A 21,055-nucleotide genomic window follows, 5' to 3' on the forward strand; every position below is an offset into this window, starting at 1 on the left:
CTGAACGACCGCTATCGCAGGCAAGCCAGCTCCCACATTTGAACCACTTTGAAGGCTTAACCCAACAGCGCCTGCTGGCTTTGCCCGAACATCAGGTATTCCACCAGCTCGGGCAGCGGCAACGGCTTGCTGATCAGGTAACCCTGGACCTGGTCGCACCCAAACAAGCGCAAAAGCTCAAGCTGCTCAGGGGTTTCCACGCCTTCGGCGACCACTTCCAGGTTGAGGTTGTGGGCCAGGTTGATCATGGCGTGCACCAGCTTGCGGTTTTCTTCGCGCTCTTCCATGCCGCCGACAAAGCTCTTGTCGATCTTCAACAAGGCAATCGGCAGGCTGTTGAGGTGCACAAACGACGAAAAACCGGTGCCGAAATCATCCAGGGAAAACCGCACACCCAGCCGGCCAAGGGCGTCCATGGTCTGCTTGACCAGGTCGCTGCGGCGCATCACGGCGGTTTCGGTCAATTCGAACTCCAGCCATTGCGCTTCCACGCCGCGCTCGGCAATCAGGCGGCTGAGGGTAGACAGCAACTGACTGTCCTGGAACTGGCGAAACGACAGGTTGACCGCCATGTGCAGCGGCGGCAGGCCGCGTTCACGCAGGTCTTGCATGTCGCGCAGAGCTCGGGAGATCACCCAGTAGCCCAATGGCACGATCAGACCACTCTGTTCGGCCAGCGGCACGAATTCGCTAGGCGGCAACAAGCCGCGTTCACCGTGGCGCCAGCGCACCAGAGCTTCGAGGCCAACGATATGACCATCGTCCAGGTCCAGTCGCGGCTGGTAATGCAGCTCCAACTCATCGCGACGCAAAGCCCGGCGCAGTTCACTTTCCAGGTCGGCCAGGCTGCGCGCGTTGCGGTTGATGCGTTCATTGAAGATATGAAAGGTACAGCCTTGGGTGCTTTTGGCCTGCTGCATGGCGATATGGGCATGCCACATCAACGGGTCGGCGCCAGCGCGGGCTCGAGCATGGGCCATGCCCAGGCTGCAACCGATCAACAGGCTTTCGCCATCCACCCAATAGGGTTCGGCCATCACTTCGGTGATGCGCTCGGCCATCCATTCGGCGCGCTGGGGCGCCCGGCGGGTATCGATCAACAAGGCAAACTCATCGCTGCCCAGGCGCGCCAGTTGGTCCCCGGCTTCGAGCTGACTCTTGAGCCGCGACACCACTTGCAGGATCAAACGGTCGCCCGCCTGATGGCCGAGGGCATCGTTGGCATGACGAAAATTGTCCAGGTCCAGATGGCCGAGGGCCAGGCCACGGCCTTCGTTTTCTGCCAGCCGGGCGGCCAGCAAGGTCTGGAAGCCCTGACGGTTGGCAATACCGGTGAGCGGGTCTTGCTCGGCCAGGCGCTGCAAGGTGTTTTCCAGCACGCCGCGCTCGCGCACATGGCGCAGGCAGCGGCGCAATGTGTCGGCGTCCAATGCATCCAACACCAACCAATCGCTGACACCCAGCGGCGACACCAGTGGCTCCTGCTCCAGCAGCAATACACACGGCAGGCTGCACCGGCCGGGGCCGGGCTGCAGGCTGGGCGTGGTCAATAACACAGCACCCTGGTCGTCATCGAACAGGCGGCTTACCGAGTCCCAGTTGGGCGCACTGATCAGCACAGCCCCTTCGCCCATCGGCTCCAGGCACTCGCGCAACAACGCTGCCCACTCGGGCTCATCGGCCAGCAGCAGCAAACGCAAGGGTTCGACAGGCGTAGACACGCTAACTCCCTAGACTCTGCAAAATTTCATTAGCGGTGCCATTATGACGTGCGGCCTGACAATGACAAAGGATGACAAATGATAGGTGTTATCAAACACGCAGACTGTAAATATTAGTCTCGAGTAATCCTTAACATCCTGCGGCAAAGTAGCAAAACCGGCAAATTTAGATCGAGTGGTACGTCACACCGTCGTTCTATGGCAGCAGAATCTTTCCAGCCTGTTAAAATGCCCGCCCTTTTGAACAACGACCCCTGAAATTCCGTATGTCCCGACTCAATCCCCGGCAGCAAGAAGCCGTGAACTACGTCGGCGGCCCTCTATTGGTGCTCGCCGGTGCAGGCTCCGGCAAGACCAGCGTGATCACGCGCAAGATCGCGCACTTGATCCAGAACTGCGGCATCCGCGCCCAGTACATCGTCGCCATGACCTTCACCAACAAGGCGGCGCGGGAAATGAAAGAGCGGGTCGGCACCCTGCTCAAGGGTGGCGAAGGCCGTGGCCTCACCGTGTGCACCTTCCACAACCTGGGCCTGAACATCATCCGCAAGGAGCATGTGCGACTGGGCTACAAGCCGGGCTTCTCGATCTTTGACGAGACCGACGTCAAGGCCCTGATGACCGACATCATGCAGAAGGAATACGCGGGCGACGACGGCGTCGACGAAATCAAGAACATGATCGGCTCGTGGAAAAACGACCTGATCCTGCCCGCCGAAGCCCTGGAAGCTGCACGCAACCCCAAGGAGCAGACCGCTGCCATCGTCTACACCCACTACCAGCGCACGCTCAAGGCGTTCAACGCCGTGGACTTCGACGACCTGATCCTGCTGCCAGTCAAGCTGTTCCAAGAGCACAAGGACATCCTGGAGAAGTGGCAGAACAAGGTGCGTTACCTGCTGGTGGACGAATACCAGGACACCAACGCCAGCCAATACCTGCTGGTGAAATTACTGATCGGCACGCGCAACCAGTTCACCGTGGTGGGCGACGACGACCAGTCGATCTACGCCTGGCGCGGCGCCCGCCCGGAAAACCTGATGCTGCTCAAGGAAGACTACCCCTCCTTGAAAGTGGTGATGCTGGAGCAGAACTACCGCTCCACCAGCCGCATCCTGCGTTGCGCCAACGTGCTGATCTCCAACAACCCCCACGAGTTTGAAAAACAACTGTGGAGCGAGATGGGCCATGGCGACGAGATCCGTGTGATCCGCTGCCGCAACGAAGACGCCGAAGCCGAGCGCGTCGCCGTGGAAATCCTCAGCCTGCACTTGCGCACCGACCGGCCCTACAGCGACTTTGCGATCCTGTATCGCGGCAACTACCAGGCCAAACTGATCGAGCTGAAGCTGCAGCATCACCAGGTGCCGTATCGCCTGTCGGGCGGCAACAGCTTTTTCGGACGCCAGGAAGTCAAAGACCTGATGGCCTACTTCCGGCTGATCGTGAACCCGGACGACGACAACGCCTTCCTGCGCGTGATCAACGTGCCACGCCGGGAAATCGGCTCGACGACCCTGGAAAAGCTCGGCAACTACGCCACCGAACGCAAGATCTCGATGTACGCCGCCACCGACGAAATCGGCCTGGGCGAACACCTGGACACGCGCTTCACTGATCGCCTGTCACGCTTCAAGCGCTTCATGGACAAGGTCCGCGAGCAGTGCGCCGGCGAAGACCCGATCAGCGCCCTGCGCAGCATGGTCATGGACATCGACTATGAAAACTGGCTGCGCACCAACAGCTCCAGCGACAAGGCCGCCGATTACCGCATGGGCAACGTCTGGTTCCTGATTGAAGCGCTGAAGAACACCCTGGAAAAAGACGAAGACGGCGAGATGACCGTCGAGGACGCCATCGGCAAGCTGGTGTTGCGCGACATGCTCGAGCGCCAGCAAGAAGAGGAAGACGGTGCCGAAGGCGTGCAGATGATGACCTTGCATGCGTCCAAGGGCCTGGAGTTTCCCTACGTGTTCATCATGGGCATGGAAGAGGAAATCCTCCCGCACCGCTCCAGCATCGAAGCCGACACCATCGAGGAAGAACGCCGCCTGGCCTACGTGGGCATTACCCGCGCACGTCAGACCCTGGCCTTCACCTTTGCAGCCAAGCGCAAGCAATACGGTGAAATCATCGATTGTGCCCCCAGCCGGTTCCTGGATGAACTGCCGCCGGACGACCTGGCCTGGGAAGGCAATGACGACACTCCCACCGAGGTGAAGGCCGTTCGCGGCAACACCGCCTTGGCGGATATACGCGCGATGTTAAAGCGCTAGAATCGACTACTTTTTAATCTACTTTCGGCGCACAACGCGCCATTAGAGGAAGCTTTCCGTGGAAGCACTGCACAAGAAAATTCGCGAAGAAGGCATCGTGCTTTCCGATCAGGTCCTCAAGGTTGACGCCTTTCTGAACCACCAGATCGACCCGGCACTGATGAAACTGATCGGCGACGAGTTCGCCGCACTGTTCAAGGATTCGGGCATCACCAAGATCGTCACCATCGAAGCGTCGGGCATTGCCCCGGCGATCATGACCGGGCTGAACCTGGGTGTGCCGGTGATCTTCGCCCGTAAGCAACAATCCTTGACGCTCACGGAAAACCTGCTGTCGGCCACGGTGTATTCCTTCACCAAGAAAACCGAAAGCACCGTGGCGATCTCCCCGCGCCACCTGACCAGCAGCGACCGCGTGCTGGTAATCGATGACTTTTTGGCCAACGGCAAGGCGTCCCAGGCGCTGATCTCGATCATCAAGCAGGCCGGCGCGACCGTAGCCGGCTTGGGCATTGTGATCGAGAAGTCGTTCCAGGGTGGCCGTGCAGAACTGGATGCACAGGGTTATCGGGTTGAGTCGCTGGCGCGGGTGAAGTCGCTGGCCGGTGGTGTCGTGACCTTTATCGAATAATCACTGTGTGGGAGCTGGCTTGCCTGCGATAGCGGTGTGTCAGTCGACAGAGATGTCGACTGAAAGGCCCGCATCGCAGGCAAGCCAGCTCCCACATTAGGTTTTGCGTTGCGCTGTCAGTGGGCGGTGGCCTGCAGGCCGGCCAGCAGCAAGCGTTGATACAGGTCTTCCTTGATGCCCTCCGGCTTATCCAAGCACATGCGCTTCAAATGCTCGGGAAACGCCTCCGGCTCCGGCGCGTCGAGTGCCGCCTTGCCCAACTCCAGAATTTCCGTGAGCTTGAATTTGCTCTTGAGCCAGTTCAGCGCCCGCAACAAGTCCCGCTCCTCATCCGTGAAGTCACAGCCCAGGGGGTATTCGGGGAACAAGCGACGGTGCCTGGCCTGAATCGCCTGGAGCCGCTGCGGCGTGTTGTCGGCAAAACGCGGATCCAACTGGAAATCCTTGGGCAGTTTGCCGGCCTTTTGCGCCTGCTCAATCAAGTCGTGCTGGAACCTTGAGTCAGTGATGTTCAGCAACGCTTCGATCACCTTGGCATCCGTCTGACCCCGCAAGTCGGCAATACCGTATTCGGTAATGACGATATCCCGCAGGTGCCGGGGAATGGTGCAGTGGCCGTACTCCCAGACGATATTGGAACTGACCTCACCCGCCGACTCGCGCCAGCTGCGCAAAATCAGGATTGAGCGTGCACCTTCCAGCGCATGCCCCTGGGCCACGAAATTGTATTGCCCGCCCACACCACTGAGCACGCGACCGTCTTCCAACTGATCAGCCACGCCCGCGCCGAGCAAGGTGACCATGATAGCGCTGTTGATAAACCGCGCATCCAGGCGCTGCAAGCGCTTGAGTTCTTCCTGGCCGTACAGCTCGTTGATGTAGCTGATGCGGGTCATGTTGAATGCCTGGCGCTTGGCATGGGTCATTTCCTGCAAGCGCTGGTAAAAACTGCGAGGCCCCAGGAAGAAACCGCCATGGATCGACACCCCATCGGGTTGCGCCGCGTCGTCCAGGGTGCCCGCGTTGGCCTGCATCTGGGTCGCCACATCCGGGTAGACCTTGCGCCGCACGATCCCGGCATCCGCCAATACCAGCAGGCCGTTGACGAACATCTCGCTGCAACCGTAAAGGCCACGGGCAAACGGCTCGACGCCGCCTTCGCGACTGATCAACGGCGCCCACTGGTACACATCCAAGTCGGTGAGCAACAGGCGATAGGCTTCGTTGTCGGCCTGGCGCGCCAGCAAGGCAGCCGTCAGTGCATCGCCCATGGAGCCGATGCCAATCTGCAACGTACCGCCATCACGCACCAGGGTGCTGGCATGCAGGCCGATAAAATGATCCTGAAAGCCCACCGGCATGTTCGGAGTGGAGAACAGCGTGGTGCTGTCTTTTTCATCCAGCAGGTAGTCGAACTCATCCATGCCCAACTCGGCATCGCCAGGCATGTAGGGCAAATCGCTATGGACCTGGCCGACGACCAGGATGGTCTCCCCAGCCGCGCGGCGCTTGGCGATCATGGGCATCAGGTCGAGGGTGATATCCGGGTTGCAGCTCAGGCTCAGGCGGTCGGGATGCTCGCTGCTACTGGCAACCAATTGCGCCACTAGGTTCAGGCCGGCGGCATTGATGTCGCGGGCCGCATGGCTGTAGTTGCTGCTGACGTAATCCTGTTGCGCCGCGGCGCTGTGGAGCAAGCTGCCGGGCTGCATGAAGAATTGCTGCACACGGATATTCCTCGGCAGGCTGCCCTTGTGCAGGTCCGCGAGGAAATCCAACTCGGGGTAGTCGCCAAACACTCGTTCGATGAAAGGTTCGATAAAGCGCTTTTGAAGACCGTCACCCTGCGTAGGACGGCCCAGACTCAAGGCCGTATAGAGCGTCAGCGCCCGTTCGGGCAATTTTGCGATGCGCCGGTACAGCGCGTTGACGAACAGGTTGGGCTTGCCCAGCCCCAGCGGCATGCCCATGTGGATATGCGCCGGCAGGCGCTCCAGTACGTCGTCAACTGCTTGCTCGATTGAACACAACTGCACCATCCGACTGCTCCCGAACATTCCATGAATTAGGGGTTGGACCGAGCTTGCCGGGTCTTTGCTGCAATGAACAGCCTGAATACCAAATCGCGGGCACAAAAAAGCCGCTGGTAAGCGGCATTTTTGACGAAGATCGGCCGATTACAGCCCGGACATCTTCTTGATCGCACCCTTGAGGTCGTCATCCGAACAATCAGCGCAGGTGCCTTTGGGCGGCATGGCGTTGATACCGGTGATGGCCTTGGCCAGGATGCCATCGAGGCCACCTTGATGGTCGGCGCGTTCTTTCCATGCGGCGGTGTCGCCAATTTTTGGCGCACCCAAAAGGCCGCTGCCGTGGCACGCATTACAGTGCTTGGCGATGATCTCATCGGGGGTTTTCGCGCCGCCGCCGCCGGCTGCCACGGCAACTTCCATGCCCTTGCATTCCTGGCCCTGGACGCAAACCTGGCCCACAGGCTCCAGGCGCTTGGCAATGTCATCATTGGTCGCAGCTTGAGCGCTGACAGCCCATAGGGCCAGTACGGTTGCTGGTGCAGCCAGCATTTTCATAATTAGGTTCACGCGTTCACCCTCAATGGTGGCTATTCACGCCTGCGGCCACGGTTTCGCAGGCGGCGAAAGTATAACGGTTAGCCCGCCTGGCCGAAACAACCCTATTAAATAAAGGGAGATTCGGCCTCACGGTGTACAGCTGCGGGAACCTCTGCAACGCTGGCAGGGCGCCTCTATTCTTAAAAGTTCGCGGGTGTGGCTGCGCTGATTAGTCGCGCCGGCACGTCGAACGGATTGCGAAAACGATGAGGCCTAGTGCTTTCAAAGTAGTAGCTATCGCCCGCTTCGAGCACAAAAGTTTCAAGACCGACCACCAATTCCAGGCGCCCTTCCACCAGAATTCCGGTTTCTTCGCCTTCATGGGTGAGCATTTCTTCGCCCGTGTCGGCACCCGGAGGGTAGATTTCATTGAGAAATGCGATAGCCCGGCTTGGGCGCGCCCGGCCCACCAGTTTCATGGTGACGGCACCGTCAGAGATGTCGATCAGCTCATTGGCTTTATAGACGATCTGCGTCGGTATTTCCTGGAGCACTTCTTCGGAGAAGAACTCGACCATGGACATGGGGATACCGCCCAACACCTTGCGCAGGGAGCTGATCGAGGGGCTGACGCTGTTTTTCTCGATCATCGAAATGGTGCTGTTGGTGACGCCCGCACGCTTGGCGAGCTCACGCTGGGAAAGACCTTTGAGTTTACGGATGGATTGCAGTCGTTCGCCGACGTCCAATGCAGGAGCCTCCTAGGATTCAGGCTTTGTTGTAATTGAGCGTTATCATGGCGACAGCGTTCAGTATTTACAACACTTGGGCCTAAATCCCGGTGTGCTCGGTTCGTTGCCGGCGGCTAAGCGCCGCTATAGAGCCTTGGCACTCGGCGCAGATTGCAGAAAATCTGATAGGGGATGGTCTCGGCGGCCACGGCAACATCACTGGCGAGGATGTGCTTGCCCCACAACTCTACGGTGGAACCAAGGCCCGCCTGGGGCAAGTCGGTGAGGTCGACACACAGCATGTCCATGGACACGCGCCCCAGCAGCCGGCTGCGCTGGCCAGCGACCAGCACCGGGGTACCGGTCGGCGCATGACGTGGGTAACCGTCGGCATAACCCATGGCAACCACGCCGATGCGCATCGGCTTGGGCGTGACGAACCTGGCGCCGTAGCCCACCGGCTCACCGGCCGGCAACTCGCGCACGCAGATGACTTTGGACTCCAGGGTCATCACAGGCTGCAAGCGCGCGGCGAGGGCCTGGTCTTCGCCAAAGGGCGTTGCGCCATAAAGCATGATACCGGGGCGCACCCAGTCGCTGGACACGCTTGGCCAGCCCAATACAGACGGTGAGTTGCGCAGGCTGACCTCAGCCGCCAGCCCCTGGCGCGCCGCCTCAAACACCGTTACTTGTTCGTTGCTGCTGACGCAATCGAGCTCATCGGCGCGGGCAAAATGGCTCATCAGCACGATTTTCGCCACTTTGCCACTCGCCAGCAGGCGCTGATACGCCTCCTGGTAATCCTTGGGGTGCAGGCCCACACGGTGCATGCCCGAGTCCAGCTTCAGCCACACTGTCAGCGGCTTGCTCAAACGAGCTTGCTCGATGGCGTCCAACTGCCACAGCGAATGCACCACGCACCACAAATCCTGCTCGATGATCAGCGGCAACTCGTCGGCTTCGAAAAAACCTTCCAGCAGCAACACCGGCGCACGAATGCCGGCGGCGCGCAGTTCCAGCGCTTCCTCGATGCACGCCACCGCGAAGCCGTCGGCTTGCGCCTCCAGTGCCTGGGCCACGGGCACCGCGCCATGGCCGTAGGCATCGGCCTTGATCACGGCGAGGGCCTTGGCCCCGGTGACTTCTCGGGCCAATTGATAGTTATGGCGCAGGGCTTGGAGATCAATCAGGGCACGGGCTGGACGCATGGCGGCAGGCTTCTAGGCAGCAAAGTCAATAAAAAACCGGTGCCGACCAACAACGCCGGCACCGGGAGAGGGATCATTGTTAAGGCAGCGCAGCCACGACAGACAGCTCTACCAGAATCTCGGGTTCGCACAGCTTGGCTTGGACCGTGGCTCGGGCCGGGGCGACGCCTTTGGGCAGCCATTTGTCCCATACCGCGTTCATCAAAGCGAAGTCGGCGTCGATGTCCTTCAGGTAGATCGTCACCGACAGCAACCTGGACTTGTCGGTACCGGCAAGGTCCAGCAAGCGCTCGATATTGACCAGGGTTTCACGGGTCTGCTGCTCAATCCCGGCGCTCATGTCGTCGCCAACTTGCCCTGCCAGGTACACGGTACCGCTGTGGACAACGATCTGGCTCATGCGCTCATTGGTGAGCTGGCGCTGGATTGACATGTTGTGCGGACTCCTGGTGGTTGCCATAACGGGAAATATCGAGGCCTGCGGCGCTGATCTGCGGCGTTTTCTTCGCCATCAGGTCGGCCAGCAAGCGACCCGAACCACAGGCCATGGTCCAACCGAGGGTACCGTGGCCTGTATTCAGGAACAGGTTCTTGAACGGCGTGGCACCCACAATCGGTGTACCGTCCGGGGTGGTCGGGCGCAGGCCGGTCCAGAAACTGGCCTGGGCCAGATCGCCGCCCTGAGGATAAAGGTCGTTGACGATCATCTCCAGGGTTTCACGTCGCCGCGGGTTCAGCGACAGGTCAAAACCGGCTATTTCAGCCATGCCACCGACGCGAATGCGGTTGTCGAAACGCGTGATCGCGACTTTGTAGGTTTCATCGAGAATGGTCGAGGTCGGCGCCATTGCCGGGTTAGTGATCGGCACAGTCAGCGAATAACCCTTGAGCGGGTACACCGGCGCCTTGATCCCCAATGGCTTGAGCAACTTGGGCGAGTAACTGCCGAGAGCCAGTACATAGCGGTCGGCAGTTTCCAGCTTGCCGTCGATCAGCACACCGTTGATGCGGTCGCCTGCGTAGTCCAGGCGCTGGATGTCTTGTTCGAAGCGGAATTCCACGCCCAATTGTTTGCACATTTCGACCAGGCGCGTGGTGAACATCTGGCAATCGCCCGTCTGGTCGTTGGGCAGGCGCAAGGCACCCGCGAGGATATCGGTGACGCTGGCCAGGGCCGGTTCAACCCGGGCAATGCCGGCTCGGTCGAGCAATTCGAATGGCACGCCGGACTCTTTCAGCACGGCGATGTCCTTGGCGGCGCCATCGAGCTGGGCCTGGGTGCGGAACAGTTGGGTAGTCCCGAGGCTGCGCCCTTCGTAGGCAATGCCGGTCTCGGCGCGCAATTCGTCAAGGCAGTCGCGGCTGTACTCGGACAGGCGCACCATGCGTTCCTTGTTCACCGCGTAGCGGCTAGCCGTGCAGTTGCGCAGCATCTGCGCCATCCACAGGTATTGGTCGATATCGGCGGTGGCCTTGATCGCCAGCGGCGCGTGGCGCTGAAGCAGCCATTTGATGGCCTTGAGCGGCACACCCGGCGCGGCCCATGGCGACGCGTAGCCAGGGGACACCTGACCGGCATTAGCGAAACTGGTTTCCATGGCAGCGGCAGGCTGACGATCAACCACCACAACGTCGAAGCCGGCCCGCGCCAAATAGTAGGCACTGGTCACCCCAATGACGCCGCTACCCAAGACCAGAACGCGCATTTTTATATCCTCATCGCGGGCTCAGCCGCTGACGTGTGTTATTCGAGCAATGATGGGCGCAGTGTAAAAAACAATCGGCAGTGCATTTCACTATATAAATGCCTATATTTGGCGACAATTCTTGGCAAAAACCCTTTTGACAGAGGCGTATCCCCTATGCGTACCAACACCCAGACCAAGCGGGAGCTGGACAAGATCGACCGCAATATCCTGCGCATCCTACAAACCGACGGGCGCATCTCGTTCACGGAGCTGGGGGAAAAGGTCGGGCTGTCCACCACGCCCTGCACCGAGCGCGTGCGGCGCCTGGAGCGCGAAGGGATCATCATGGGCTACAACGCACGGCTCAATCCCCAGCATTTGAAGGGAAGTTTGCTGGTATTTGTCGAGATCAGCCTGGATTACAAGTCGGGTGACACCTTTGAAGAATTTCGCCGAGCCGTGCTGAAACTGCCTCACGTGCTGGAATGCCATCTCGTGTCGGGTGATTTCGACTACCTGGTGAAAGCGCGAATCTCGGAGATGGCGTCGTACCGCAAATTGCTGGGCGATATCCTGCTCAAACTCCCCCATGTGCGGGAATCCAAAAGCTATATCGTGATGGAAGAGGTGAAAGAGAGCCTGAACCTGCCGATCCCTGACTGACCCACTGACACAACACGGTCAAATGTGGGAGCTGGCAAGCCAGCTCCCACAGTTTTAACCGAGTACATCCGCTAGACCAGCACCTGTCGGGTACTCGCCATGTACTCATGAATCTGCTTCTCCACCCGCGGATGAATCAGCTCCACTGGCCGGCGGCCATTAGGGCACGGCAAGGTCTTGGTGGTGCCGAACAGGCGACAGATCAGCGGCCGCTCGTCATACACCGTGCAACCCTTGGGCCCCAGGTGTACGCAGCTCAGCTCGTCCATCGCCGCCTCTTGCTCGGCAGCGGTCTTGCGCGGCAGACGCGACATTTCCTCGGGCGAGGTGGTCACCGGCCCACAGCAGTCGTGGCAACCGGGGACGCACTCGAACGAAGGAATCTGGCGACGCAGCGCGCTGATTTTCTGACTGTTGCAACTCATCGAAACCCATACCGAACGGCGAATAGACGTGGATTCTGACGCAAAAAGCCCCGCGCAGACAGCGTCGTGCGACCCCTGTATCCTGCGTCAAATTTTCCAGACAGGGAGGTTCCCCATGACCGCCAGCGCCCGGCACACCGCTTCCTACTACGCCGCCAGCAGCGTCCCGCAACCGGATTACCCGACGCTGACGGGTGAGGTGAACGCCGATGTCTGTGTGATCGGCGGGGGGTTCTCCGGGCTCAACACCGCCCTGGAGTTGGCCGAGCGCGGCTTTCGCGTGGTGTTGCTGGAGGCGCGCAAAATCGGTTGGGGCGCCAGCGGGCGCAATGGCGGCCAGTTGATTCGCGGTGTCGGCCACGGGCTGGATCAGTTCACCCAGGTGATCGGCAGCGACGGCGTGCGCCAGATGAAGCTGATGGGCCTGGAAGCCGTGGAGATCGTGCGCGAGCGTGTGGAGCGCTTCCAGATCCCCTGTGACCTGACCTGGGGCTACTGCGACCTGGCCAACAAACCCCGCGACCTGCAGGGCCTGGCCCAGGATGCCGAAGAGCTGCGCAGCCTCGGTTACCGCCACGAAGTGCGCCTGTTGCAAGCCAGCGAGATGGGCACGGTAATCGGCTCTGACCGCTATGTAGGCGGCATGATCGACATGGGTTCCGGCCATCTGCACCCGCTGAATCTGGCACTGGGTGAGGCTGCCGTTGCCCAGCAGTTGGGCGTGGCGCTGTACGAGCAATCCCAAGTGACCCGTATCGACTATGGCCCTGAGGTCAAGGTGCATACCGCCCAAGGCACTGTGCGCGCCAAGACCCTGGTACTGGCCTGCAACGCCTACCTGAACGGGCTCAACCCGCAACTGAGCGGCAAGGTGTTGCCTGCCGGCAGCTACATCATTGCCACCGAGCCCTTGAGCGAGGCGCAAGCCACCCGCCTGTTACCGCAGAACATGGCCGTGTGTGACCAGCGCGTGACGGTGGATTACTTCCGCCTGTCCGCCGACCGTCGCCTGTTGTTCGGCGGCGCCTGCCACTACTCCGGTCGAGACCCCAAGGACATCGGCGCCTACATGCGACCGAAGATGCTGCAGGTATTCCCCCAATTGGCAGATGTGAAAATCGACTACCAATGGGGCGGCATGATCGGCATCGGCGCCAACCGCCTGCCGCAGATTGGCCGCCTGGCCGATCAACCCAACGTGTATTACGCCCAGGCCTATGCCGGCCATGGCCTCAACGCCACGCACCTGGCGGGCAAGCTGCTGGCCGAGGCCATCAGCGGCCAGCAACAGGGGCGTTTCGATCTGTTCGCCCAAGTGCCACACATCACCTTCCCCGGCGGTAAACACCTGCGTTCGCCGCTGCTGGCACTGGGGATGCTCTGGCACCGCCTCAAAGAACTGCTCTGATCAATCGCGCCAGAAGGGTTTCAAACCCTCACGGCGCGCCTGCTCGGCGGTCAGCCCGATGTCGCGTAACTGCTCGCGGCTCAGGTCCAGCAGGGCCTTGCGCGTATGGCGACGGCGCCAGAACAGATTCCAGCGGCCAGAAGCCGAGGCAGTGATCACCTGCTCCTGCGCCACGTCCAGTTCCTGACTGCGTAACGCCAGCCGTACATCGCTCATGCCGCTCATTTGACTGCCCCTCATTGGCCTGTTGTCTTGAGTGATCAGCATGCGCGGGCGGCCAGTACCATTACAGATTCAGCTAATTTTTAATAAATACATACAGATGCTGCCTCTGCGTGGCTGAATCCTGTATTTTCCCCCTATCTGTACTGGTCCCTCGGGAGCGACCACCATGACCCTTTACGTCAACCTCGCCGAATTGCTCGGCACCCGTATTGAACAGGGCTTCTATCGTCCGGGCGATCGACTGCCCTCGGTGCGGGCCTTGAGTGTGGAACATGGGGTGAGCCTGAGCACCGTGCAGCAGGCGTATCGGTTGCTCGAAGACAACGGCCTGGCGATGCCCAAGCCCAAGTCGGGCTATTTTGTTCCGGTGGGCCGTGAACTGCCGGCACTGCCCGAGATAGGCCGCCCGGCCCAACGGCCAGTGGAAATCTCCCAGTGGGACCTGGTGCTGGAACTGATTCGTGCGGTGCCGCGCAAAGACGTCATACAGATGGGCCGAGGCATGCCGGATGTATTGTCGCCTACCTTGAAGCCGTTGCTGCGTAGCCTCGCCCGTGTCAGCCGGCGCCAAGACCTGCCGGGGCTGTATTACGACAATATCCTTGGCTGTATGGAACTGCGTGAGCAAATCGCCCGGCTGTCATTGGACTCCGGCTGCCAACTGAGCGCCGAAGACATCGTGATCACCACCGGTTGCCACGAAGCCCTCTCCGCCAGCATTCACGCGATTTGTGAGCCCGGCGATATCGTCGCGGTGGATTCGCCCAGCTTCCACGGCGCCATGCAGACCCTCAAGGGCCTGGGCATGAAAGCCCTGGAAATCCCTACCGACCCGCTCACCGGCATCAGCCTGGAGGCCTTGGAACTGGCGCTGGAACAGTGGCCGATCAAAGTCATCCAGCTCACCCCAAACTGCAACAACCCCTTGGGCTACATCATGCCGGAAGCCCGTAAACGCGCCTTGCTGACCCTGGCCCAGCGCTTTGACGTGGCGATTATCGAAGACGATGTGTATGGCGAGTTGGCCTACAGCTACCCACGCCCGCGCACCATCAAATCCTTCGATGAAGACGGCCGTGTGCTGCTGTGCAGCTCGTTCTCCAAAACCCTGGCGCCCGGCCTGCGCATTGGTTGGGTCGCACCGGGACGCTATCTGGAGCGGGTGCTGCACATGAAATACATCAGCACCGGCTCTACGGCCACACAGCCGCAGATTGCCATTGCCGAATTCCTCAAAGGCGGTCATTTCGAACCTCATTTACGTAGGATGCGCACCCAATACCAGCGTAATCGCGACTTGATGCTCGATTGGGTCAGCCGTTATTTCCCCGCTGGCACGCGCGCCAGCCGGCCCCAAGGCAGCTTCATGCTATGGATTGAGCTGCCGGAGGGCTTCGACACCTTGAAGCTCAACCGCGTGCTGGTGGAACAAGGTGTACAGGTGGCTGTAGGCAGCATCTTCTCCGCCTCCGGCAAGTACCGTAACTGCTTGCGCATGAACTACGCTGCCAAGCCAACGACGCAGATTGAAGAGGCCGTGTGCAAGGTAGGTGCTGCCGCTGGCAAGATGCTGGAAGAGACGGCGGACTGACCTTTCCCGAGCAATTGCCGTCATATGCCACAACCGCCCTGACCTGGAAGCAGTTTCCTTGATGATTCGACGGCTTTTACCGTTTTGCCTGCTGGGCGCCCTGGCCCTGGGCGGCTGTGCCACGGTCGACACCCCGCGCATCCCCAGCGATGCCCTGCCGGCGAAGGACTCCTCGTTCGGTCGCTCGATCCAGGCCCAGGCCGCCCCCTACCAAGGACGCTCGGGCTTCCGCTTGCTGCCCAACAGCAGTGAGGCTTTCATGGCTCGCGCCGAGTTGATTCGCAACGCCCAGACCAGCCTCGACTTGCAGTACTACATCGTGCACGACGGCATCAGCACACGCATGCTTGTGGACGAACTGCTCAAGGCCGCCGACCGCGGGGTGCGCGTGCGGATTCTGCTGGACGACACCACCAGCGATGGCCTCGACCAGATCATCGCCACCCTCGCCGCCCATCCCAAGGTGCAGATACGCCTGTTCAACCCGCTGCATCTGGGCCGTAGCACCGGCGTCACGCGCGCCATGGGCCGTGTATTCAACCTGTCACTGCAACACCGGCGCATGCATAACAAGCTGTGGCTGGCCGATAACAGCGTGGCCATCGTTGGCGGGCGCAATCTGGGCGACGAGTATTTTGACGCCGAACCGAACCTGAATTTCACCGATATCGACATGCTCAGCGTCGGGCCGGTGGCCGAGCAATTGGGTCACAGCTTCGACCAGTACTGGAACAGCGCCTTGAGCAAGCCTATCGATGACTTCGTCTCGAACAAACCCTCCAAGGTCGACCTCGCCGTCGCCCGCGGGCGCCTTGAAGCCTCCCTGGATCAGTCCCGTCAACAGAACCACGCGCTGTATAACCGCCTGCGCACTTACCAGACCCAGCCCCGCATGGACATCTGGCGCCGCGAGTTGATCTGGGCCTGGAACCAGGCGCTGTGGGACGCGCCGAGCAAGGTACTGGCCAAGGCCGACCCCGACCCTCGACTGCTGCTGACCACTCAGCTGGCGCCAGAGCTGGCGGGTGTCAGCCATGAGCTGATCATGATTTCGGCTTACTTCGTACCGGGCCAACCTGGGCTGGTCTACCTCACAGGGCGTGCCGATGCGGGTGTTTCGGTGCGCCTGCTGACCAACGCCCTCGAAGCCACCGACGTACCGGCCGTGCACGGCGGTTATGCGCCGTATCGCAAGGCGCTGCTGGAGCACGGGGTAAAGCTCTATGAGCTGCGCCGGCAACCGGGCGACCCCAGCGCAAGCAGCGGCCCGCACCTGTTTCGGCATGGCAGCTGGTGCGGCTCGGACTCCAGCCTGCACAGCAAGGCGATGATCTTCGACCGAGAAAAGTCGTTTATCGGCTCGTTCAATTTCGACCCGCGCTCAGTGTTGTGGAATACCGAAGTCGGCGTACTGGTGGACAGCCCAGAGCTGGCCGAACACGTGCGCAACCTGGCGCTGGAAGGTATGGCGCCGGCGTTGAGCTATGAGGCCAAACTGCAGGACAGCCAGGTGGTGTGGGTGACAGAAGACAACGGCCAGATGCACACCCTGACCCGCGAACCGGGCAGTTGGTGGCGACGGTTCAATGCCTGGTTCGCCACCAGTGTTGGCCTGGAACGCATGCTCTAAAAAACACTGCACATCACCTGTGGGAGCCGGGCTTGCCCGCGATAGCGGTGTGCCAGGCAACACATAAGCGACTGGCAAACCGTTATCGCAGGCAAGCCCGGCTCCCACAATTGATTGCATTTCGAGGTCAGGCCGGCTGCGTAGCGCCGAAAGCCCCCTGACGCAGCAACAGCACCACCAACCCCAGCGCCCCGGCCGCCATCAACAGCGGCAGCGCATGCCCACTGATCCACTGGCTGCCCGCCCCCGCCACCAGCGGCCCGATCAGACAGCCAATACCCCACAGCTGCGCCACGTGAGCGTTGGCACGCACCAACGCATCGTCGCGGTAGCGCTCGCCAATCAAAATCAGCGACAAGGTGAACAACCCACCGGCACTGGCACCGAACAGCACCCACACCGGCCAGATCAGCAACGTGTGCATCAATAACGGCACCGCAAGGCTCGACGCCAGCAACAGCAGTGCACAGGCCAGAAACAGGGTACGTCGCGGCAGATAGTCGGCCAGCGCGCCAATGGGCAATTGCAGCAACGCATCGCCCACCACCACCGTGCTGACCATCGCCAAGGCGATCTCGGCAGTAAAACCCTGTTGCAGGCAGTACACCGGCAACAGCGTCAGGATCATCGCTTCGAACGCAGCAAACAACGCCACGGCCCAGGCAATCGCCGGCAGGCCCAGGCAAAAGCGCCACAGGTCGCCAAAGGTCACGCTGAACGAATCCGCCGTCGGCGCCCCGGTACGTCCCAGCAACAGCAGCGGCGCCACCACCAAAAGGCCCGCGCCGACCCAGAAGCCGTAGTCATGGTCGGTGCCAATCAGGCCCAACAGCAACGGCCCCGACAGCTGGCTCAAGGCATAGCTGCAGCCGTAGAGCGCCACCAGGCGGCCACGCCACTGCTCGACCACCAATTGGTTGATCCAGCTTTCACCCAGGATAAATACGATGGTCAGGATCACCCCGATCATCAGCCTGAGCACCAGCCACACCGGGTAGCTGGGCAGGATCGCCAGCAAGCCGATGGACACCGCACCGGCCCACAGGCACAGGCGCATCAGGTTGGCAGTGCCGAGCCAGGACGCCATGCGGCTGGAGACCTTGGCACCTAGCAGTACGCCGAATGCCGGCATCGCCGCCATCACGCCAATAGCGAAACTGCCATAACCCCAGCCTTCAAGACGCAGGGATACCAACGGCATGCTGACACCCAGAGCCAGGCCAACGCTGAGTACCGACGCCAGCACGGCGAAATATGTCGCCCAACGCATTGCCACGCTCCTGTGAATAATTCTGCTTCGCAAAACGACTGTAGGAGCGAGCTTGCTCGCGAAAAACGTTAACGATGACGCGTTCATGCTGGATAAACGCGGCGCCTTCAGGTTCTTCGCGAGCAAGCTCGCTCCTACAGGGGGATCAGCAGTGTTGCTTAGAGCTTGATCCAGGTCGCCTTCAGCTCGGTGTACTTGTCGAATGCATGCAGCGACTTGTCGCGGCCATTACCCGACTGCTTGAAACCACCGAACGGTGCAGTCATGTCGCCGCCATCGTACTGGTTAACCCACACGCTGCCGGCGCGCAGAGCCTTGGCCGTCAAGTGTGCCTTGGAGATGTCCGCCGTCCACACCGCCGCAGCCAGGCCGTATTGGGTGTCGTTGGCGATGGCGATGGCTTCTTCGGCGCTGTCGAAAGTGATCACCGACAGGACCGGGCCAAAGATCTCTTCCTGGGCGATCTTCATGGCATTGGTCACGCCGTCGAAAATCGTCGGCTCGACGTAGGTGCCGCCGGACTCTTCCAGGGTGCGCTTGCCACCCGCGACCAGCTTGGCGCCGTCGGCGTGGCCGGCTTCAATGTACGAAAGCACGGTGTTCATCTGCTGCGTATCCACCAATGCACCCACAGTGGTGGCTGGGTCCAGTGGATTGCCGGGTTTCCAGCCCTTGAGGGCCTCGATCACCAGCGGCAGGAAGGTGTCTTTGATCGAACGCTCGACCAGCAGGCGCGAGCCGGCAGTGCAGACTTCGCCCTGGTTGAAGGCAATGGCGCTGGCGGCGGATTCGGCCGCCGCTTGCAGGTTCGGCGCGTCGGCAAACACGATGTTCGGGCTCTTGCCACCGGCTTCCAGCCATACACGCTTCATGTTCGACTCGCCGGAGCGGATCAACAGTTGCTTGGCGATCTTGGTGGAGCCCGTGAACACCAGGGTATCGACGTCCATATGCACCGCCAGGGCATTACCGACGGTGTGACCATAGCCAGGCAGCACGTTGAACACGCCCTTTGGAATACCAGCCTCAACGGCCAACGCGGCGATGCGGATGGCGGTGAGCGGGGATTTTTCGGACGGCTTCAGGATGACAGAGTTGCCGGTGGACAGCGCCGGGCCGAGTTTCCAGCACGCCATCATCAACGGGAAGTTCCACGGCACGATGGCGCCAACAACACCGACGGGCTCGCGGGTCACCAGGCCCAGTTGATCGTGGGGCGTGGCGGCGACTTCGTCGTAGATCTTGTCGATCGCCTCGCCGCTCCAGCTCAGGGCTTGCGCCGCGCCGGGGACGTCGATGTTCAGGGAATCGCTGATGGGCTTGCCCATATCCAGGGTTTCAAGCAGCGCCAGCTCTTCGGCGTTAGCCTTGAGCAGCGCGGCGAAACGGATCATGACGGACTTGCGCTTGGCTGGTGCCAGGCGCGACCACACGCCGGAATTGAAAGTGGCACGCGCATTTTCCACGGCGCGCTGGGCATCGCTGGCATCACAGCTGGCGACAGTGGCCAGCAAGCGCCCATCCACCGGGCTGATGCATTCGAAGGTGTCACCGGAAACGGCGGCGGTGTATTCGCCATTGATATAGGCGCGGCCTTCGATCTTCAGAGCCTTGGCGCGTTGTTCCCAGTCGGCACGGGTCAGGGTGGTCATGCGAGTGTCCTCCTCTTATTGAATACAAGGGCCTGGGAGGTTTATCCCGGCGCCATCACGAATGCTTGCCCGACCAGCCTGCTGTTCGGCTCAAGGCAGCTGCCACCCTAAACCAGCGGCTGGGGATGTTTCAATATATTTGACAGAACGGCGGCAAACGCCCTTGCGATGTTCATTTTAATAAACATAGACTTTGGGCTCTCCAACCGCAGGCCAGACGGGAAATGCACATGAGCATCCAGGACATCGTCGATTTCAGCCAAGCCAACACCGCCCCCGAACGCTACCGCCCTGCCGCCGAGAAAATCCTCAAGGGCGATCCCGAGCAGACACTCTACAACCACTACAACAGCCCATGCGGCCAGATGAACGCCGGCGTCTGGGAAGGTGAAGTGGGCCAGTGGAAGGTCAATTACACCGAGCATGAGTACTGCGAGATCGTGCAAGGCGTGTCGGTGTTGCGCGATGCTGAGGGGAATGCCAAGACACTGCGGGCCGGCGACCGCTTTGTGATCCCTGCCGGTTTCAGTGGTACCTGGGAAGTGCTGGAAGCGTGCCGCAAGATCTACGTGGTGTTTGAAGAGAAAGCCTGATCATTGATTGATCGACAACGGGACGCTGAGCGTCCGAGACGGCGTTCCCACGCAGAGCGTGGGAACGATCAGCAGAGCGTGGGAACGATCAGGCAAAAAAAAGCCCGCATCGTGAGATACGGGCTTTTTTTCACAAGGAAGAAAATCAATTACTTGATTTTGCCTTCTTTGTAGATCACGTGCTTGCGAACGCGCGGGTCGAACATTTTCTTTTCGAGCTTGTCCGGGGTAGTACGCTTGTTCTTGTCGGTAGTGTAGAAGTGACCAGTACCGGCGCTAGAGATCATTCGAATCAATTCACGCATGATAGAGCTCCTTAGATCTTGCCAGCGGCGCGGATTTCGGCCAGCACGACAGTGATGCCACGCTTGTCGATAATACGCATGCCTTTAGCAGATACACGCAGGCGAACAAAACGTTTCTCTTCTTCAACCCAGAAGCGGTGATGCTGCAGGTTCGGCAGGAAACGACGACGGGTTTTGTTATTTGCGTGGGAAATGTTATTCCCAGTCACCGGACCCTTACCGGTAACTTGACAGACTCTCGACATGCCTCAGCCCTCTAAAACCACATGCCCAACCCGGCATGGGTTGGCCGCTTAATCTCTCAGTCATTTGGCGCCAGGCGCCGCGTTTCTTTAGGGTCTTACCGGCTACACCTACAGTGAAGGAACCGGGCCCCTAGAAAAGAGCGCTGCTTTATACCAGAAAGACCCCAGTGCAACAACAACCTGTGTACTTTTAGCAGCGTAAATCTTGGCCACAAGTGCCTGA

Annotated in this window: 20 protein-coding genes; 7 read left to right on the forward strand and 13 right to left on the reverse strand. The window is 60.4% G+C overall.

Annotation, left to right across the window (positions count from 1 at the left end; all coding sequences use genetic code 11):
• Positions 1-56: 56 nt before the first annotated feature.
• Complete coding sequence (locus BT204_RS01985; RefSeq protein ID WP_054917119.1) at positions 57-1,721, reverse strand: putative bifunctional diguanylate cyclase/phosphodiesterase; 1,665 nt, start codon at positions 1,719-1,721, stop codon at positions 57-59.
• A 266-nt stretch (positions 1,722-1,987) separates the two neighbouring features.
• On the opposite strand from BT204_RS01985, the gene rep reads away from it, so the two are divergent.
• Both rep and BT204_RS01995 read left to right on the forward strand, forming a co-directional pair.
• Positions 1,988-3,997 (forward strand): DNA helicase Rep, encoded by a 2,010-nt coding sequence (rep, locus tag BT204_RS01990; RefSeq protein ID WP_005792464.1) that lies wholly within the window; start codon positions 1,988-1,990, stop codon positions 3,995-3,997.
• A 58-nt stretch (positions 3,998-4,055) separates the two neighbouring features.
• Positions 4,056-4,628 (forward strand): xanthine phosphoribosyltransferase, encoded by a 573-nt coding sequence (locus tag BT204_RS01995; RefSeq protein WP_003195447.1) that lies wholly within the window; start codon positions 4,056-4,058, stop codon positions 4,626-4,628.
• Positions 4,629-4,744: 116 nt separating this feature from the next.
• Here BT204_RS01995 and BT204_RS02000 read toward each other — a convergent pair whose 3' ends face one another.
• The 6 genes from BT204_RS02000 to dadA all read right to left on the reverse strand — a co-directional run bounded on the left by BT204_RS02000 (position 4,745) and on the right by dadA (position 10,843).
• Entirely contained in the window at positions 4,745-6,667 is a 1,923-nt protein-coding gene (locus BT204_RS02000; protein WP_072445632.1) for an acetyl-CoA hydrolase/transferase C-terminal domain-containing protein, read from the reverse strand.
• A gap of 138 nt (positions 6,668-6,805) precedes the next feature.
• Entirely contained in the window at positions 6,806-7,216 is a 411-nt protein-coding gene (locus BT204_RS02005; protein ID WP_034129081.1) for a c-type cytochrome, read from the reverse strand.
• Positions 7,217-7,398: 182 nt separating this feature from the next.
• Positions 7,399-7,947 carry a cupin domain-containing protein gene (locus BT204_RS02010; RefSeq protein WP_014720470.1) on the reverse strand — a complete coding sequence of 183 codons (549 nt, stop codon included), beginning with the start codon at positions 7,945-7,947 and terminating at the stop codon, positions 7,399-7,401.
• Between the two features lie 116 nt (positions 7,948-8,063).
• Positions 8,064-9,137, reverse strand: a complete 1,074-nt coding sequence (alr, locus tag BT204_RS02015; protein WP_034129082.1) for an alanine racemase — start codon at positions 9,135-9,137, stop codon at positions 8,064-8,066.
• A 79-nt stretch (positions 9,138-9,216) separates the two neighbouring features.
• Positions 9,217-9,570, reverse strand: a complete 354-nt coding sequence (locus tag BT204_RS02020) for a RidA family protein (RefSeq protein WP_003195456.1) — start codon at positions 9,568-9,570, stop codon at positions 9,217-9,219.
• On the reverse strand, positions 9,542-10,843 hold the full coding sequence (gene dadA / locus BT204_RS02025) for a D-amino acid dehydrogenase (RefSeq protein WP_054896021.1): 1,302 nt from the start codon (positions 10,841-10,843) through the stop codon (positions 9,542-9,544). The genes BT204_RS02020 and dadA overlap by 29 nt, the downstream gene beginning before the upstream one ends.
• Positions 10,844-10,999: 156 nt before the next feature.
• Between dadA and BT204_RS02030 the strand changes: the two genes are divergently transcribed.
• Positions 11,000-11,488: an Lrp/AsnC ligand binding domain-containing protein gene (locus BT204_RS02030; RefSeq protein WP_003176896.1), complete on the forward strand. Its 489-nt coding sequence runs from the start codon at positions 11,000-11,002 to the stop codon at positions 11,486-11,488.
• A gap of 71 nt (positions 11,489-11,559) precedes the next feature.
• Here the strand turns inward: BT204_RS02030 and BT204_RS02035 are convergent, their stop codons facing one another.
• A complete protein-coding gene (locus BT204_RS02035; protein ID WP_072445633.1) occupies positions 11,560-11,913 on the reverse strand; it encodes a YkgJ family cysteine cluster protein in 354 nt (117 codons plus the stop codon).
• A gap of 115 nt (positions 11,914-12,028) precedes the next feature.
• Between BT204_RS02035 and BT204_RS02040 the strand changes: the two genes are divergently transcribed.
• Positions 12,029-13,321, forward strand: coding sequence for an NAD(P)/FAD-dependent oxidoreductase (locus BT204_RS02040; RefSeq protein ID WP_072445634.1), 1,293 nt, complete (start codon positions 12,029-12,031; stop codon positions 13,319-13,321).
• On the opposite strand, the gene BT204_RS02045 is transcribed toward BT204_RS02040, so the two are convergent.
• Positions 13,322-13,546, reverse strand: a complete 225-nt coding sequence (locus BT204_RS02045) for a DUF1127 domain-containing protein (protein ID WP_072445635.1) — start codon at positions 13,544-13,546, stop codon at positions 13,322-13,324. It abuts the gene before it with no gap.
• A 166-nt stretch (positions 13,547-13,712) separates the two neighbouring features.
• Between BT204_RS02045 and BT204_RS02050 the strand changes: the two genes are divergently transcribed.
• The gene (locus BT204_RS02050; protein ID WP_072445636.1) at positions 13,713-15,137 is read left to right on the forward strand and encodes an aminotransferase-like domain-containing protein; all 1,425 of its coding nucleotides are present in this window, start codon (positions 13,713-13,715) and stop codon (positions 15,135-15,137) included.
• Between the two features lie 61 nt (positions 15,138-15,198).
• Positions 15,199-16,767, forward strand: coding sequence for a phospholipase D family protein (locus tag BT204_RS02055; RefSeq protein ID WP_072445637.1), 1,569 nt, complete (start codon positions 15,199-15,201; stop codon positions 16,765-16,767).
• 127 nt (positions 16,768-16,894) lie between these two features.
• On the opposite strand, the gene BT204_RS02060 is transcribed toward BT204_RS02055, so the two are convergent.
• On the reverse strand, positions 16,895-18,037 hold the full coding sequence (locus tag BT204_RS02060) for an MFS transporter (RefSeq protein WP_019819806.1): 1,143 nt from the start codon (positions 18,035-18,037) through the stop codon (positions 16,895-16,897).
• Between the two features lie 158 nt (positions 18,038-18,195).
• Positions 18,196-19,689 (reverse strand): aldehyde dehydrogenase, encoded by a 1,494-nt coding sequence (locus BT204_RS02065; protein ID WP_003195472.1) that lies wholly within the window; start codon positions 19,687-19,689, stop codon positions 18,196-18,198.
• A 230-nt stretch (positions 19,690-19,919) separates the two neighbouring features.
• Here BT204_RS02065 and BT204_RS02070 point away from each other — a divergent pair, with 230 nt between their 5' ends.
• Complete coding sequence (locus BT204_RS02070; protein WP_014720478.1) at positions 19,920-20,282, forward strand: cupin domain-containing protein; 363 nt, start codon at positions 19,920-19,922, stop codon at positions 20,280-20,282.
• Positions 20,283-20,431: 149 nt separating this feature from the next.
• On the opposite strand, the gene rpmG is transcribed toward BT204_RS02070, so the two are convergent.
• A complete protein-coding gene (gene rpmG / locus BT204_RS02075; RefSeq protein ID WP_003176906.1) occupies positions 20,432-20,587 on the reverse strand; it encodes a 50S ribosomal protein L33 in 156 nt (51 codons plus the stop codon).
• 11 nt (positions 20,588-20,598) lie between these two features.
• The gene (rpmB, locus tag BT204_RS02080; RefSeq protein ID WP_003176907.1) at positions 20,599-20,832 is read right to left on the reverse strand and encodes a 50S ribosomal protein L28; all 234 of its coding nucleotides are present in this window, start codon (positions 20,830-20,832) and stop codon (positions 20,599-20,601) included.
• Positions 20,833-21,055 lie beyond the last annotated feature (223 nt).

The organism is Pseudomonas sp. NFPP02 (genome assembly GCF_900119355.1).
Lineage (GTDB): Bacteria > Pseudomonadota > Gammaproteobacteria > Pseudomonadales > Pseudomonadaceae > Aquipseudomonas > Aquipseudomonas paracarnis.